Here is a 13,951-nt window from a genome sequence, read left to right as displayed (position 1 = left end):
GTAAGACCTGATATAAAAGGTCTATTCCCCCTCTTCTATATTGGCAATTAATTGTTCTATTGAGTCAATAAATGCATCTCCGCGAACTTCAAAACTGCGATATTGATTCCAACTAGCACAAGCTGGTGATAAGAGAACAACATCTCCTTCTTCACTCATGTCATAAGCAACAGGAACCGCTGCTTCAACGTTTTGTACTGTTACAATTGATGGCACCCCAGCTTCTTCTCCTGCTTGAGTCAACTTAGCAGCTGTTTCTCCGTATACGATCATCCCTTTGACTTGTCTGAGATGCGGAACCAAATCATCAAAGTCGTTTCCTCTATCTAAACCACCAGCTACTAAAACCACCGGCTGCTTAAAACCATTTAAGGCATTGATCGTTGCTAATGTATTCGTTGCTTTTGAATCATTGTAAAATTTCCGACCTTTATATTCTCTAACAAATTGAGTCCGATGTTTCACTCCGGAAAAAGAAGTTAATACGTCTTTTATGACAGAATTTTCTTGTCCCATCAACTTAGCAACTGCTATAGCTGCCATTGCATTTTCCAAGTTGTGTTCTCCAGGTACTAAGATATCTTTTTTATCCATAATTGATTCATTTAAATAGTAGATAGAATCTCCACTAAGGAACACGCCATTTTCGACCATTTCTTGTCTTGAAAAAGGAATGATCGTGGCTTTGCTGCTTAGAGCTAATTCTCTTAACTCCGGCTGATCCCAGTTTACAACTAGATAATCTTCCTCTGTTTGATTTTTTGTGATCTGCATTTTAGCCTCTACATATTCTTCTCTCGTTCCATGATAATCCAAGTGCGCCGAATAAATATTGGTGATCACAGCTATATGTGGTCTAAAAGTCGTTGTACCTAATAATTGGAAACTGGATAGTTCCATAATAATAGCATCTTCACTTGCAGCTTTTTGAACAACTAAACTTGCAGGAGTGCCTATATTACCTGCCACATAAGCTTTTCCTTGTTGCTGTTTGCGGTTAAGCAAATCAGCGATCATCGTTGTTGTGGTTGTCTTCCCATTTGTACCTGTGATTCCGACAATAGGACACTGTGCCACTTCATAAGCTAACTGGACTTCTGTCAGTACTGGAATGCCTTTTTCCAATGCTTTAGCAACAATTGGATTATTGTACATAATTCCAGGATTTTTTACTACAAATTCAAAGTCTTCATCCAATAACTCGACTGGATGCCCTCCAGTTACTACACGCATACCATCTTCCAAAAGTTCTTGTGCTTCAGAGTTGTCTTCAAAGCTTTTGTAATCATTGACTGTGACCAATGCGCCTAATTTATGCAAAAGTTTTGCAGCATTCACACCGCTTAATGCTAAACCTAGTACTAATACTTTTTTATTTTTATATGTCGTTACGTTTTTCACCCAAAATCCTCCATTGCTGTTTAATTATTAAAGTACGATCCATAACGCAATTAGGGCCATTAGTAAACCAATCGACCAAAAAGTAATGACAATTCTCCATTCGCTCCAACCACTCATTTCAAAATGGTGGTGGATAGGCGCCATCTTAAATACTCGCTTGTTTCTTAACTTAACGGAACCGACTTGTAAGATAACGGATAATGTCTCTATGATGAAGATCAGTCCAATCAACAGCAGCGTCCATTCTTGATGCAACAATACTGATACAGCTGCAAGTCCACCACCTAGTGCTAATGAGCCTACATCACCCATAAATATTTTAGCAGGTTTTTTATTGAATCCTAAGAATCCTATCAACCCTCCGATAACAGCTAAACAAAATATCAATACATCTAGCTGTTCTTGTTGGAAAGCTACTACCGCATAAGCTGAATACGCAATGATACTTGTTCCAGTAGCCAATCCGTCTAATCCGTCTGTCAAATTGACTGCATTAGAAAAACCTACTAGCCAAAATACTATTACCACTCCATAAAACCAGCCTAGATTGACATCTGTCAATCCAAAGAGATTCAGTTCGCTCGGTAATCCTTGCATGCGGTAAACAATGTAGAATAATACTCCTCCTACTACTTGTCCAATAAATTTTTGTGCTGAAGTAAGTCCTAAATTTCTTTTTTTAATTAATTTGATGTAATCATCTAAAAATCCTAATAATCCATATAACAGAAGAATAAATACCAATAAACCTAAACTAACTGTAAAAGCATTTTGCCATACTGCTGTCCAAACGATTGTTACGCTGGCAGAAATCAAAAAAACAACTCCTCCCATAGTAGGGGTTCCCGTTTTTACTTCATGCCATGTCGGTCCTTCTTCTCTAGTTGTTTGTCCTAATTGTTTCGTTCTAAAATACCCTATAACAAAAGGCATCAAAATAATGGTTATTGCAAAACTACTTACTACTGAAATCAGCATTTCTTCCCACTGCATATTATCGCTCCTAAATTTTTCTTTTTAACAGATTGCCTTTTTTCTTCTATGAAGTCAAGACCTGTTTACTTTACAACTGGAATCTCCTAACGATTAAGGAGATTCTAGTTTGATTTCAATTAGACTTTCTTCTGTCAAAAGAGCATTAGGTTCTAAATTTTGCTGAGTAACGTATCCATCACCATCAAAAGTAAATTCTATTCCTGTAATTTCAGAAACCTTTAAGACATCATTTTTCGACCAACCCGTCATATCGGGCATAGTCATTGCTCCATTTGTCATAAGAATGACTCGTTGTTCATCAATAATTACTTCATCAGTCAACGGCAATTGCTGTACTATTGTATCACCATTTCCAACGACGGTCACGTTCAAACCCATTTCTTCTAATTTTGTCAACACGTCTTTTTTAGGCTCACTCGTTACTTTAGGCATCTTAACTTGGTTGTCTAATGCTTCTTGAGCAGTATCGTTCAAATGCAAGTACTCCAATCCCCTTTTCATTACGGGATTAAAAATAGAAGCTAAAACATCTGAAGGAGCAACTGTATAATCAGTAATTGTAGGGCGTTCCATAGTGATGTACAACACTAATTCTGGATCATCAGCAGGGGCCATTCCAACTACTGAATATAAGAAATTGTGTCCACCGCTGAAATAATTTTTCGTTTTGGAATTGTAAATTTGAGCTGTTCCGGTTTTTGCTGCGATTTCATATCCATCAATCGCATATTTCTTACCCGTTCCGTTCTCGTTATACACAACTTCTTTTAAATACTCTAACGTTTGTTGAGCGGATTCTTTTGAAATAGGATTCCCAACTACTTCTGGTTCCATAACGGTTTCTTCTCCTGTATTAGGATCAACATATTTATCAATAAATTGTGGCTTCATCATTTGTCCGCCATTAGCAATAGCGCTGAAGGCTTGCATCATTTGAAGCGGCGTTACGGTTAAACCTTGCCCAAAGGCAGTATTTGCTTGGTCAATAGCTCTCTCATAATTGTTTGAACCTTTATTTTCATGAGGTAATCCTGAATTGGTCGATTTCCCTATACCAAATGCATCCAAATACTCTTTCCAGACATCTGCACCCATTTTCTCGACGATTTTTACAAATGCGACGTTACTTGAACGAGCTAGACCTTCTAAATAAGTGATTGTTCCCCATCCTGTGCGATTGACATCTCGAATAGGTATCCCAGATACTTTGATCATACCTGACTCAAAATAAGCATTAGGATCAAATGCTTTTTCGTTTATGGCGGAAGCTAACGTCAACGCTTTTAAAGTAGAGCCCGGTTCATAAGTGTATTCGGCCAGTAAGTTCATCCACAGATCACTGATACCTTCTTTTGTTGTTCCGTTAAAAGAAGGTCTTTGAGAGGTCGCAATAATTTTACCTGTCTTAGGATCCATCAATGTCGCTGTCAAAGCAACAGGATTGTATTTTTCATCAACTTCTGTCATCAAACTTTCTAATAACACCTGCATACGTTTATCTAATGTAAGGTAGATATCAACTCCGTCAACAGGGTCGATCACTTCCGCCTTTTCATTAGGCAGAGCGTAACCAAAACTATCTTTTTGATACTTTAATTTCCCATCCGTTCCAGTCAATTGGTCGTTGTAAGCTTGCTCGATCCCCATGATACCAACCATTTCTTCGTCAACATTTACTTCTCCTTCTTTAGTTGTCGGCAACTGAGCTACACCAACTAAGTGAGAAGAAAAAATTCCGTTAGGGTACAATCTTGTAGGAGTTTCTTTAAAAAAGATCCCTGATAATTTTTGTGTTTCGATATCACTTTTGATTTCGTAAGATAAATTTTTCCCTGCTGTCCCAAATTCAACCTGGCTCAAGTCTTGATTCAATTTGTTTAAGATTTCTTCTTCACTCATTGAAATGTATTGAGCTAAGACTTCAGCTGTTTTCTGTTTATCGACGACATGTTGCGGGTTTTTTTTACTATTAGACCACTCATCCGTCAATACAGCATATAATGAATAAGAAGTAGCATCCATTGCGACCGGATTCCCCCCTACATCATAGATGGTACCACGGTTAGCTTCAAGGACACTACTTCTTGTATATAGATTATTCACATTAGTCTCTAAATTTTCCCCGTTAACTTCCCCTTTGACCATTATATAAGAGAATCTTCCAGCAAATATGACAAACGCTAGAATAGATACAAAAAATAAGAAAATGGCTATTAATTTTCTATTTGTTAAGGGACTTCTTTTTTTCATTTCGTAACATTCCTAACATTTTCTTCATTCATTTCCAGTCCATGTGCTTTAGCAATTTCATATACTCGATCATATCGAGACAATTCTTGTACTTCCTGCTCTAAGTTAGTATTCATAATTGCAACTTCTTCAATAGAACGGTTTGTATCTTGGACTTCTCTGTTCGCTGTAGCGACCATGATTTCCAATGAAACACAAGCTACTCCTAAAGCAAAGATGATCATACTAGCCACAACTAATAATACCTTTTCAACTTTTAAATGATGCTGTTGTTTTGGCTCAGGAGTTTGAATAGGTTGTTGTTTAGGTTGGACTTTCGGTGCTGTTTGAGGCATTACACTATGTAAATCCCTAGCTAAATTATTTTCTGCTGCCATACAATAACTTCCTTTCCCATCTATGTAATTAGTTGCTTTCTGTTTTAACTTGTTTTTCTGCGATTCTTAATCTTGCACTTCTAGCCCGGTTATTTTGTTCCAGCTCTTCTTCACTAGGTAATATCGGCTTACGCGTAATGATTTTCAGTTCCGCCATATACTCTGTTGGAAGCACGGGCAATCCTGGTGGTAATTGTGGTCCTCTGGCACGGTCTTTGTATATCGACTGAACAATTCTGTCTTCTAAAGAATGGAAGGTAATAACGCTGATTCTTCCTTTCACATTCAATAGATCAATAGCTTTTTCTAAAGACTCTTCCACAGCATCTAATTCATCATTTACAGCTATTCTGATAGCTTGGAACGTTCTTTTGGCTGGATGCCCACCTTTTCTGCGAGCAGGTGCAGGAATAGCTTCTTTAATCAATTCCACTAGTTCTCCAGTGGTTTCAATTGGTGCTGTTTCTCTGGCTTTTTCAATTTTACGTGCAATTTGTTTAGAGAATTTCTCTTCTCCATAACGGTAAAAAATTTTCACTAACTTCTCATAAGGCCAATCATTTACTACTTCTTTCGCTGTTAAAGATGATTGAGTATCCATTCTCATGTCTAGAGGCGCATCTTGATGATAGCTGAAGCCCCGTTCAGCTTGGTCTAGCTGCGGCGAAGATACTCCCAAGTCATATAGGATTCCGTCTACTGATTGAACACCTAGAGCATTCAATTCTTCTGTGATGTAACGGAAATTTGATTTGATAAAAGTGACCATTCCTTTTTCAACATAATGGCTCAATTTGTTTTTTGCATTCGCAATGGCTGTTTCATCTTGGTCGAAAGCATATAAATGCCCTTTTTCATTTAGTTGAGAAAGCAGGTATTCGCTGTGTCCAGCTCCTCCAAGGGTACAATCAACATATGTTCCTTCAGGAGAAATGGATAATCCATCTACCGTCTCATGTAGTAAGACTGTTTCATGTTTAAATTCTGGCATCTATATCTCCCTTTCAATGTTTCTTATCAGCTAAAATCCGAAATCGATCATACTTTCAGCAATGTCTTCATAAGATTCTTCTGCTTCATCAGCATATTGGCTCCATCTTTCATTGCTCCAGATCTCAATCCGTTCGGATACTCCAATAACACGGCATTCTTTGTCTAGTTTTGCGTATTGTCTTAAGTTTTGAGGAATGTTGATTCTTCCTTGCTTGTCCAACTCGCATTCTGTTGCGGCGGAATAAAAGAACCGTGTAAATTGACGGGCGTCTTTCTTAGCAAGCGGCAATTGTTTTAGTTTTTCTTCTAGTTCAGACCATTCTTCTTGCGGGTAACCAAATAAACAACCATCAAGCCCACGAGTAATAATAAACTTCTCGCCTAAATCATCTCTGAATTTAGATGGCATGATCAACCGGCCTTTTGCATCAATATTGTGCTGATATTCACCGATAAGCATGTTCTCTGGTCACCCCTATCATCCCTATTTAAATTCAGTCTACCACAATCCCCCACTTTCCACCACCACATTCCGAAATTTTTGTGTTTTTTTTTCATAACTCTTAAACCGTTGTCATCACTGGCACGACAACACTTAAAAATTAATCTCTGTTACATTTCATTTGTAACAAACTAGTTACTTTTTCAAGTGTTTTTATTTTCCGTTTTAAGCTGTCCCCGAAAAAAATTTGAACCTATTTTTTCTATTAATCATTGCTTCATTTTATACAAAAAAAAACTATGAGAATTACCTCTCATAGTTCTTTTTTCTAGACAACTATTATGATGCTTATAGCTGCTAAGCCGTAGTATGTAATGATAGAACTGATAAAAACAAACCGCCACCAACTCTTGAAAAATTTCCCGTATAAAATCTCTCCTTTTTTCACAGCCAAATACAGCAGCAGTATAATAGCTAAGGAAAAGATGAATATTAAAAAATAGGGGAAAACTGTCATCCCAAGTGTCAGCATACTCATTATGTGAATTCCTATTATTAAATAAGGGACAAGCAGATCAGCTAGTTTGAGAGTTAGGTGTTGTTTTCGAAAATGTCGGTTGATTTTATTGTTAAATAGCAGAAATAAAAGAATCGGTATCAAAAATAACACGATTCTCATAACCATTACTGAATCCAATACCATTTACTTGTCCTCCATTTACGCATATATTAACCAAATTGTACACTATTTCCATCTGTATTACTTTAACAAATCAGCTAAAATTTAGCAAAAAAAATAATCCTGAGAAAGTCTCAAGATTATTTTTATCTTAAGAGCTCAATAACTGAAAGTTATTATGCTTCTTTAGATGATACCTCTTTTCCATCATAGAAACCGCATGATGCACACACGTGATGGCTTTTTTTCAATTCACCACAATTAGGGCAAGCGTTCATACCTGGAACTTCTAATTTAAAGTGAGTACGACGTCTGTTTTTCTTAGCTTTTGATGTTCTTCTTGCTGGTACTGCCATTCTATACACCTCCTTAAACAATTGTTTCATTTTTAAATAACAAGAAACAAGTTAGTCTTCATCTTGATTACTATCAGACTCATCATCTTTAAAAAAATCTTTTAGATTCGCAAATCTGGGATCAACAGCATCTTCGGATTCTTTTTCTTTCGAATAGTAATCTTCTTCTGAAATTACTTTCCAATTATTTCCACTTGGCATATCTTGTGCTTCTTTTTCTTCTTCAGTGAAAACTTGAAGAGGAAGGTTAATCAAAATCGTATCCTCGATACTTTCTGCTAAATCGATCCAGTCATTTTCTAAATAAATCACAACTTCATCTTCTCTAGCAGCAGTTTCATTAGATGCTGATTTCGGAATATACACTTCATTTATCACAAACTCCATTGGAAATAATACAGGTTTTAGTGATCTTGCAGAAGGAAGTGTTAATTGTAATGAAACATTCATATGAAGAATCAATTCATCATCATTAACAGTTAAGATTCCATCTAAATGAATCGGTGAAACGTCTAATATTTCACTTTCTCTTTTCAACAAGGTTTCTTTTATGTCCACCTCATCATTAAAGACAAAAGGTTCATTTAGATATCGTTTTAATTCGTTTAGTGACCACTTCATTTTCATTTCTCTTCACTCCTAAAGCAACAAAATTTATTATACTAGTGATAAAAACCTTTGTCAAGATATTTTACCTTACACCTCTAAGTTCTTTTTGATTGATTTCCTGCATTTAAGCTTCAGTTTTTCGTAAAGGCAAGCGATGAAAATCTTGTTCCTCAATTACTTTTCCAGTTGCCAGTTGATAAATTTTTCCTGCTTGAATATCTATTTCCCATAAGCTCTTGTTTTTTTGATGTAAACGACTGATGATAGGAATCGAAACATCTTTTTTTATTCGGCTCAAGTACTGTTGACCAGCATCAGAAAAACCCAACACTCGAATACCTTTTGGTCCTTCCAAGGCTTCCGCTACATCTTTTGTTGTCATTTGCAATAAAATATATGTGAACAACCGTTGCAGACGGACCCAAGTGTATCGCTTAGTTTTAACTAGTTCTATAAACTGTTCAAAACTATTGGCTTGTGTGATGCATTGTTTCAACCGGTATTCAATACCTTCGTTCATTTGATAGATTTCTCTCAATTGTTCTTCCGACTGAATAATCAATTGGTATTTTAATAAAGGCCAAAAGGCATCCCACTGAACAAACTGGCTGTTTCCCAATATATCCAAAACCTTAGCTGGAACTGCATTCTGTACCGCCTGTTTATCTGTGACAGAAAACTGTCCTGAAGACTCTTGCACCAAAAGCTGTTTTCGAATCGCCGTAGCACTTTGAAAAGGAGTGTTTTGAATTTGCTTCTCATGATAACCGGCTCCTAGACGTTGGATAGGTTTCAATAACATAGGAGTGTTGTATCGAATGTTTTCTTTAGCATATGCTAAGCCTAGAATAGTATTAGGCGAATGAAGATCCAGACGAGTTTTTGACAAGACGGACTCTGCTGCTTGTTGCATTTGTTCCGAATAAGTGCGGCCATTGTTTTTAAGCTGATGAAAAGTAGATTCTATCTGTTTCTCTTTTTTTAGCCAGTCGGCTGCAAGCAGTTGAAAATCTTCTGCTGTTCCGCTTTCTGTTCCAAAAGACAATACATCACATTGCATTTCCTGAAGAAGAGCTACTCCTCCTTTAGCAAAATAATCCGCAGCTTGCACACTGAACGCTACTGGCAGCTCAATCACTAAGTCTGCGCCGGAAGAAAGAGCCATTCCCGCTCTCTTCCACTTGTCCACAATGGCGGGTTCACCTCGTTGTAAGAAATTCCCACTCATCACAACAATCATTACATCAGCAGAAGACTCTTTCTTCGCTTCTTCTATCTGATACTGGTGTCCTTTATGGAAAGGATTGTATTCTGCAATAATGCCGCAACTTTTCACTAGATCGTCTACCTTTCTCAACTGTCGTCTTATTTCTTATCAGGTACTTTGCTGTTTGTTTTTATGACAAACAAAAAACCATCGAGTACTCTCTTCTGTTACGTCTTCTTTTCCATACTCAGCAGATACTTCTATAGAATCGAATCCAGCTTTCTTCAACATATCAAGGTAGGTTTCCAACGAGTATGTCCGTTCATTGTGTGTTTCATCAAATCGTTCATACAAATCAACCTCATTTTGATAAACAAAAAAAGTTAGGTCATGTTCAATGGAATGTGGATGCTCTCCAATATAACTTTTCCATAAAAAACTCACTTCATCCGTTTGATCGTTAAACGTATAGCCAGGAAAGACTTCATCTATTTGATAAATAGAATGAACATCAAATAGAAATACTCCATCCTCCGTTAAATGATGATAAACTTGACTGAAAGCAGCCTGAACAGATTCTTCATCAGGCAAGTAACAAATCGAATCACAATAACAAGTGACAGCATCAAATTGTTCCAAGCCTGTTAAGTCGGTCATGTCTCCTTGAACAAAAGAAATTGCTTCTCCTGCTTGTTTTGCACGTTTTCCAGCTATTTCCAGCATCTGCACAGACAAATCCAATCCAGTAACTTTTAGACCCTCTTGCTGCATCTTGATGGCCAATTGACCTGCTCCACAAGCTAGATCCAGTACATGTTGATGGTACTCACGGAGATTGCTCTTGGTGAATAAGATCCATTGGTCATACAACTCTTCGTCCATCAGATCATCATACACCTGAGCGAAAATATCGTAACTCATGTTACATCATTCCAGAAATGTCTACTAATGGAGCGTCACTCCATAATTTTTCCAAGTTATAGAATGAACGTTCTGTATAATGGAATACGTGAACAACAACGTCTCCTAAATCAATCAAGATCCATTTCGCAGAGTCTTTTCCTTCGACATGTTTCACTGTATATCCTGCTTTTTCTACACTGTCTACGATGCCTTCAGCAATAGCTGCAACTTGTCTTTCGTTGTTTCCGTGCATAACTACAAAATAATCTGCTAAAAGAGAGATCCCTGCAACATCCATTGCCATAATATCCTCAGCTCTTTTATCATCACCTGCTTTAACTACTGTTTTTAATAATTCCATATTTGTTTCAATCATGTTTTTCCTCCTATTTGTTAGCTACCCATCTGTTGTAAGTAGCTACGGCTCTTGGATAAATCTTTTTCTTGGTCTGAATCAAATAAACCAGTGTCTGTTGCGTTTCAAAAGAAACTGCAGCTTGTAGATTTTCCGCTGCCAGACGACGAGCCTCTTCCACTCCAGGAAAATGTCTTCCTGGTTCAATGTAATCTGCCACATAAATCACTTGTTCTAATAAAGACATTTCACTTCTGCCGATCGTATGGTAACGAATAGCATTTAAAATATCTTCATCTAAAAGATGATAGTCTTTTTTTACCATTTCTGCTGCACAAGGACCATGCCAAATGTTACTGCCATATTCCATCAATTCGCTAGGAAATCCACTCTGTTTTATCAATTCTTTCATTTCTTGATCTGGTCTCTCTTTTGCGATGTCGTGGCACAAAGCAGCAATACTGGCGGCTTCTAAGGATGCACCATATTTTTCAGCCAAGTCGACTGCTGCTGCTTCTACACCTAAGACATGAATAAAACGTTTAGCGCTCATTTGCGTTCTTACTTGTTCTTTCAACTCTTCTCGGGTCACAGAGAGATAGTGCTTTGAATAAACAAGCTCATCAGCTTTACTTTTCATCTCTATACAACCCTTCTTGTTGAATATAATCTAAAACCGCTTCAGGCACTAAGTAATTAACTGTACAGCCTCTGGCAATGTTTTTTCTAACAGAGGTAGAACTTACTTCTATCTCTGGAACATCTACCCATATTAAGGGGTATTGAGTATCGATCACATAACCTGGTCTTTTTACTCCTACAAATTGAATCAATTGCATCAATTCATCTATTTTGTACCACTTCGGTAAATAGTTGACCATGTCCGCTCCGATAATGAAATAATATTCTGTATCTGGGTGGCGTTGAATCAACTCCAACATCGTATCATACGTGTAACTCTTTCCGCCGCGCTCAATTTCAATCGTTTCAATATCAAATTGAGGATTTTCTAAAACAGCTTGCTTTACCATATTAACTCTATGTTTGGCATCAATCGTTTTTTTAGCATCCACATGAGGAGGATTAGCAGTTGGCATAAAGTAAACTTTTTCCAACCCTAATTGTTGGCATACTTGGTCTGCAATGACTAAGTGCGCAATATGCGGAGGATTGAATGTACCTCCAAGAATACCCACTCTTTTCTTTGTTTCCGTTTCAGGCAATACTTCACTTAAAACTTTAGTCTGTTTCCCAGAAAAAAAAGATTCTCTCACACAACTTCCACTCCTTCCTACTGTAAACTCTAAACGTTATTTCTTGGGTATATCTAATGAGATTTTACGGTATTTTTCTTGTGAAGATGGTTTAAACAACACGATCACACGACCGATTTTTTGGATTACTTCGCAGTTGACCGCTTGTTCGATAGCTTCAGCCACTTCAGAAACTTCTTCATCTGCGTTTTGCAGTAAAGATACTTTGATCAATTCTCTTTTTTCCAACGCTTCCCCGATTTGTACTAACATTTCTGGATTCATCCCGTTTTTACCTACTTGAAAAATAGGGTTTAAGTGATGCGCTTTACTTCTTAAAAAACTTTTTTGCTTACCTGATAAGTTCATAGTAACTCTCCATTTCTATATTCAATTCACATTAAATAATTGACTTTCTAATTAAAACGTCAATGCCTTTAGGTGCCCATCCAGCTACGACTACACCAGATTGAGGGACAGTGATCCATCCCAGACCGGCAAAAACGATGTCTGATTTTTCTTTGATAGAGAACTCAAAACGAACCAGCTCAGGAAAAGAATCTTTTTCTTCCATACGCGGAGGCTGCAATAAAGCTCCTTTTTGTTTCTCGTACAGTTCATCAGCTTTTTCCAATTTTGTCCGATGAATGTTTAAATCATTTGAAACATAACAAGTAAAAGAGCTTCTTTCTCCTTTGATAAAGTCAAATCGAGCTACGCCGCCGAAGAATAGCGTTTGCGCTTCATTTAATTGATAAACTTTCGGTTTGATTTCTTTTTTAGGGGCAATCAATCGCAAATCTTTTGCTCCTAATACATGAGCCATTTGATGACGATGAATGATTCCCGGTGTATCGATCAAAGATTTTCCGTTATCTAAAGGAATCTCAATTTGATCTAATGTAGTACCTGGAAACTGAGAAACCGTGATCAAATCTTGTACTCCTGCTGAACTTTTAATGATTTGATTAATAATGCTGGATTTCCCAACATTTGTCACGCCTACTACATAAACGTCTTTTCCGTTACGATATTTTTCAATCGCTTCTTTCAGCTCATCTATTTCGTTGGTTTTCATTGCACTCGTTAATACTACATCTACCGGACGCAATCCAATTTCATGAGCTCTCTCGCGCAACCACTGAGTCAAACGACCTCTTTTTTGCGACTTCGGCAATAGATCTACCTTGTTCCCTACAAGCAATACCGGGTTTTTACCGACAAATCGGTGCAGTCCCGGAATGACGCTTCCGTTAAAATCAAATACATCTATCACGTTTACGATCAAGGCGTCTTTAGAGCCGATTTCGTTTAATAATTTCAAGAAATCGTCATCAGTCAAATGAACATCTTGGATTTCATTGTAATGACGCAATCTGAAACAACGCTGACAGTATACTTCTCCAGTTTCCAACCCTTTTTCTAAAGCTGCCGCTGGTGTATATCCTGGTTTAGATTTGTCGGTTGTCTGCAATACAGCACCGCAACCAATACAGCGAATCTCTTCTTCGTTACTTAACTCTATCTTTGTCATGTATTGACATCCTCCATCTCATATCTGGATCGTTCTTGATCAAATAGTTCATAATGTGCAATTCAAAAAAACGATTGATGCGCGTATTCCATGCATCTGAGTTTAGAATTGGTTTGACAAGTACATTACGGATCCCCGCTATATTGGCTCCCCAAATATCTGTCATGATCTGATCCCCTACCATTAAAATTTCTTCCTTAGGCAGTTTCAACCCTTCCGCAGCTTCATTGAAACCTTTTGACAAAGGTTTCATAGCGCGAGGAACGTAACGGACACCTAACAATTCTGCTACACGTTTTACTCGCTCATCACTATTGTTAGACAGAATAATGATCGGTATATCTACTTCCTTCATTACTTGGATCCAAGCAATCAATTCTTCTGTACCATTTGGGTTATTCCAAGCAATCAGCGTATTGTCCAAATCCGTCAAAACGGCTTTTATATTTTGCTCTCTCAATTGCTCTGGAGTAATTTGATAGATTGCTTCTACCATCCAGGTAGGTTTAAATATATTTAACATAACATCTCCCTACTCATTAAAATGGGAGCACTTTTTTTAGCACTCCCATAGTATTCTATGCTTTTATTATACG

17 protein-coding genes are annotated in these 13,951 nt (G+C 37.4%); all 17 read right to left on the bottom strand.

What is annotated here, in order from left to right; genetic code table 11:
• Nucleotides 1–21 precede the first annotated feature (21 nt).
• Nucleotides 22–1,401, bottom strand: coding sequence for a UDP-N-acetylmuramoyl-L-alanine--D-glutamate ligase (gene murD / locus ACE025_RS09190; protein WP_485939391.1), 1,380 nt, complete (start codon nucleotides 1,399–1,401; stop codon nucleotides 22–24).
• 27 nt (nucleotides 1,402–1,428) lie between these two features.
• Nucleotides 1,429–2,394 carry a phospho-N-acetylmuramoyl-pentapeptide-transferase gene (gene mraY / locus ACE025_RS09185; RefSeq protein ID WP_485939390.1) on the bottom strand — a complete coding sequence of 322 codons (966 nt, stop codon included), beginning with the start codon at nucleotides 2,392–2,394 and terminating at the stop codon, nucleotides 1,429–1,431.
• A gap of 93 nt (nucleotides 2,395–2,487) precedes the next feature.
• The gene (locus tag ACE025_RS09180; RefSeq protein ID WP_485939389.1) at nucleotides 2,488–4,647 is read right to left on the bottom strand and encodes a penicillin-binding protein; all 2,160 of its coding nucleotides are present in this window, start codon (nucleotides 4,645–4,647) and stop codon (nucleotides 2,488–2,490) included.
• Nucleotides 4,644–5,024 carry a cell division protein FtsL gene (gene ftsL / locus ACE025_RS09175; RefSeq protein WP_485939388.1) on the bottom strand — a complete coding sequence of 127 codons (381 nt, stop codon included), beginning with the start codon at nucleotides 5,022–5,024 and terminating at the stop codon, nucleotides 4,644–4,646. The genes ACE025_RS09180 and ftsL overlap by 4 nt, the downstream gene beginning before the upstream one ends.
• A 28-nt stretch (nucleotides 5,025–5,052) precedes the next feature.
• Complete coding sequence (gene rsmH, locus ACE025_RS09170; RefSeq protein WP_485939387.1) at nucleotides 5,053–6,015, bottom strand: 16S rRNA (cytosine(1402)-N(4))-methyltransferase RsmH; 963 nt, start codon at nucleotides 6,013–6,015, stop codon at nucleotides 5,053–5,055.
• Nucleotides 6,016–6,045: 30 nt separating this feature from the next.
• Entirely contained in the window at nucleotides 6,046–6,477 is a 432-nt protein-coding gene (gene mraZ / locus ACE025_RS09165; protein ID WP_485939386.1) for a division/cell wall cluster transcriptional repressor MraZ, read from the bottom strand.
• Nucleotides 6,478–6,787: 310 nt separating this feature from the next.
• A complete protein-coding gene (locus ACE025_RS09160; protein WP_485940079.1) occupies nucleotides 6,788–7,138 on the bottom strand; it encodes a DUF3397 family protein in 351 nt (116 codons plus the stop codon).
• Nucleotides 7,139–7,314: 176 nt separating this feature from the next.
• Nucleotides 7,315–7,494 (bottom strand): 50S ribosomal protein L32, encoded by a 180-nt coding sequence (rpmF, locus tag ACE025_RS09155; RefSeq protein WP_092479692.1) that lies wholly within the window; start codon nucleotides 7,492–7,494, stop codon nucleotides 7,315–7,317.
• A gap of 51 nt (nucleotides 7,495–7,545) precedes the next feature.
• Nucleotides 7,546–8,121 carry a YceD family protein gene (locus ACE025_RS09150; RefSeq protein ID WP_485939385.1) on the bottom strand — a complete coding sequence of 192 codons (576 nt, stop codon included), beginning with the start codon at nucleotides 8,119–8,121 and terminating at the stop codon, nucleotides 7,546–7,548.
• Nucleotides 8,122–8,227: 106 nt separating this feature from the next.
• A complete protein-coding gene (locus tag ACE025_RS09145) occupies nucleotides 8,228–9,460 on the bottom strand; it encodes a nucleotidyltransferase (RefSeq protein WP_485939384.1) in 1,233 nt (410 codons plus the stop codon).
• 18 nt (nucleotides 9,461–9,478) lie between these two features.
• Nucleotides 9,479–10,231 carry a class I SAM-dependent DNA methyltransferase gene (locus ACE025_RS09140; protein ID WP_485939383.1) on the bottom strand — a complete coding sequence of 251 codons (753 nt, stop codon included), beginning with the start codon at nucleotides 10,229–10,231 and terminating at the stop codon, nucleotides 9,479–9,481.
• A 1-nt stretch (nucleotide 10,232) separates the two neighbouring features.
• Complete coding sequence (rsfS, locus tag ACE025_RS09135) at nucleotides 10,233–10,589, bottom strand: ribosome silencing factor (protein WP_485939382.1); 357 nt, start codon at nucleotides 10,587–10,589, stop codon at nucleotides 10,233–10,235.
• 10 nt (nucleotides 10,590–10,599) lie between these two features.
• Nucleotides 10,600–11,208, bottom strand: coding sequence for a bis(5'-nucleosyl)-tetraphosphatase (symmetrical) YqeK (yqeK, locus tag ACE025_RS09130; RefSeq protein WP_485939381.1), 609 nt, complete (start codon nucleotides 11,206–11,208; stop codon nucleotides 10,600–10,602).
• Complete coding sequence (locus tag ACE025_RS09125) at nucleotides 11,198–11,842, bottom strand: nicotinate-nucleotide adenylyltransferase (protein ID WP_485939380.1); 645 nt, start codon at nucleotides 11,840–11,842, stop codon at nucleotides 11,198–11,200. The genes yqeK and ACE025_RS09125 overlap by 11 nt, the downstream gene beginning before the upstream one ends.
• Before the next feature lie 36 nt (nucleotides 11,843–11,878).
• Nucleotides 11,879–12,190 (bottom strand): ribosome assembly RNA-binding protein YhbY, encoded by a 312-nt coding sequence (yhbY, locus tag ACE025_RS09120; RefSeq protein WP_485939379.1) that lies wholly within the window; start codon nucleotides 12,188–12,190, stop codon nucleotides 11,879–11,881.
• 31 nt (nucleotides 12,191–12,221) lie between these two features.
• Complete coding sequence (yqeH, locus tag ACE025_RS09115; protein WP_485939378.1) at nucleotides 12,222–13,355, bottom strand: ribosome biogenesis GTPase YqeH; 1,134 nt, start codon at nucleotides 13,353–13,355, stop codon at nucleotides 12,222–12,224.
• Nucleotides 13,333–13,878: a YqeG family HAD IIIA-type phosphatase gene (locus ACE025_RS09110; protein WP_485939377.1), complete on the bottom strand. Its 546-nt coding sequence runs from the start codon at nucleotides 13,876–13,878 to the stop codon at nucleotides 13,333–13,335. Before ACE025_RS09110 ends, yqeH begins: the two co-directional genes overlap by 23 nt.
• Nucleotides 13,879–13,951: the final 73 nt, after the last annotated feature.

It is taken from the genome of Desemzia sp. AGC72 (assembly GCF_057334175.1).
Note: the sequence above shows the minus strand (reverse complement) of the source record. Positions and strands in the feature narration are given on the sequence as shown.

Coding starts and splice junctions, on each gene's coding strand:
- yqeK (WP_485939381.1), bottom strand. CDS start 11,208: ATGAAAAGTAAAGCTGATGAGCTTGTTTATTCAAAGCACTATCTCTCT.
- mraZ (WP_485939386.1), bottom strand. CDS start 6,477: ATGCTTATCGGTGAATATCAGCACAATATTGATGCAAAAGGCCGGTTG.
- ACE025_RS09160 (WP_485940079.1), bottom strand. CDS start 7,138: ATGAGAATCGTGTTATTTTTGATACCGATTCTTTTATTTCTGCTATTT.
- rsmH (WP_485939387.1), bottom strand. CDS start 6,015: ATGCCAGAATTTAAACATGAAACAGTCTTACTACATGAGACGGTAGAT.
- mraY (WP_485939390.1), bottom strand. CDS start 2,394: ATGCAGTGGGAAGAAATGCTGATTTCAGTAGTAAGTAGTTTTGCAATA.
- ACE025_RS09180 (WP_485939389.1), bottom strand. CDS start 4,647: ATGAAAAAAAGAAGTCCCTTAACAAATAGAAAATTAATAGCCATTTTC.
- ACE025_RS09150 (WP_485939385.1), bottom strand. CDS start 8,121: ATGAAAATGAAGTGGTCACTAAACGAATTAAAACGATATCTAAATGAA.
- rsfS (WP_485939382.1), bottom strand. CDS start 10,589: ATGATTGAAACAAATATGGAATTATTAAAAACAGTAGTTAAAGCAGGT.
- ftsL (WP_485939388.1), bottom strand. CDS start 5,024: ATGGCAGCAGAAAATAATTTAGCTAGGGATTTACATAGTGTAATGCCT.
- rpmF (WP_092479692.1), bottom strand. CDS start 7,494: ATGGCAGTACCAGCAAGAAGAACATCAAAAGCTAAGAAAAACAGACGT.
- yhbY (WP_485939379.1), bottom strand. CDS start 12,190: ATGAACTTATCAGGTAAGCAAAAAAGTTTTTTAAGAAGTAAAGCGCAT.
- ACE025_RS09110 (WP_485939377.1), bottom strand. CDS start 13,878: ATGTTAAATATATTTAAACCTACCTGGATGGTAGAAGCAATCTATCAA.
- yqeH (WP_485939378.1), bottom strand. CDS start 13,355: ATGACAAAGATAGAGTTAAGTAACGAAGAAGAGATTCGCTGTATTGGT.
- ACE025_RS09140 (WP_485939383.1), bottom strand. CDS start 10,231: ATGAGTTACGATATTTTCGCTCAGGTGTATGATGATCTGATGGACGAA.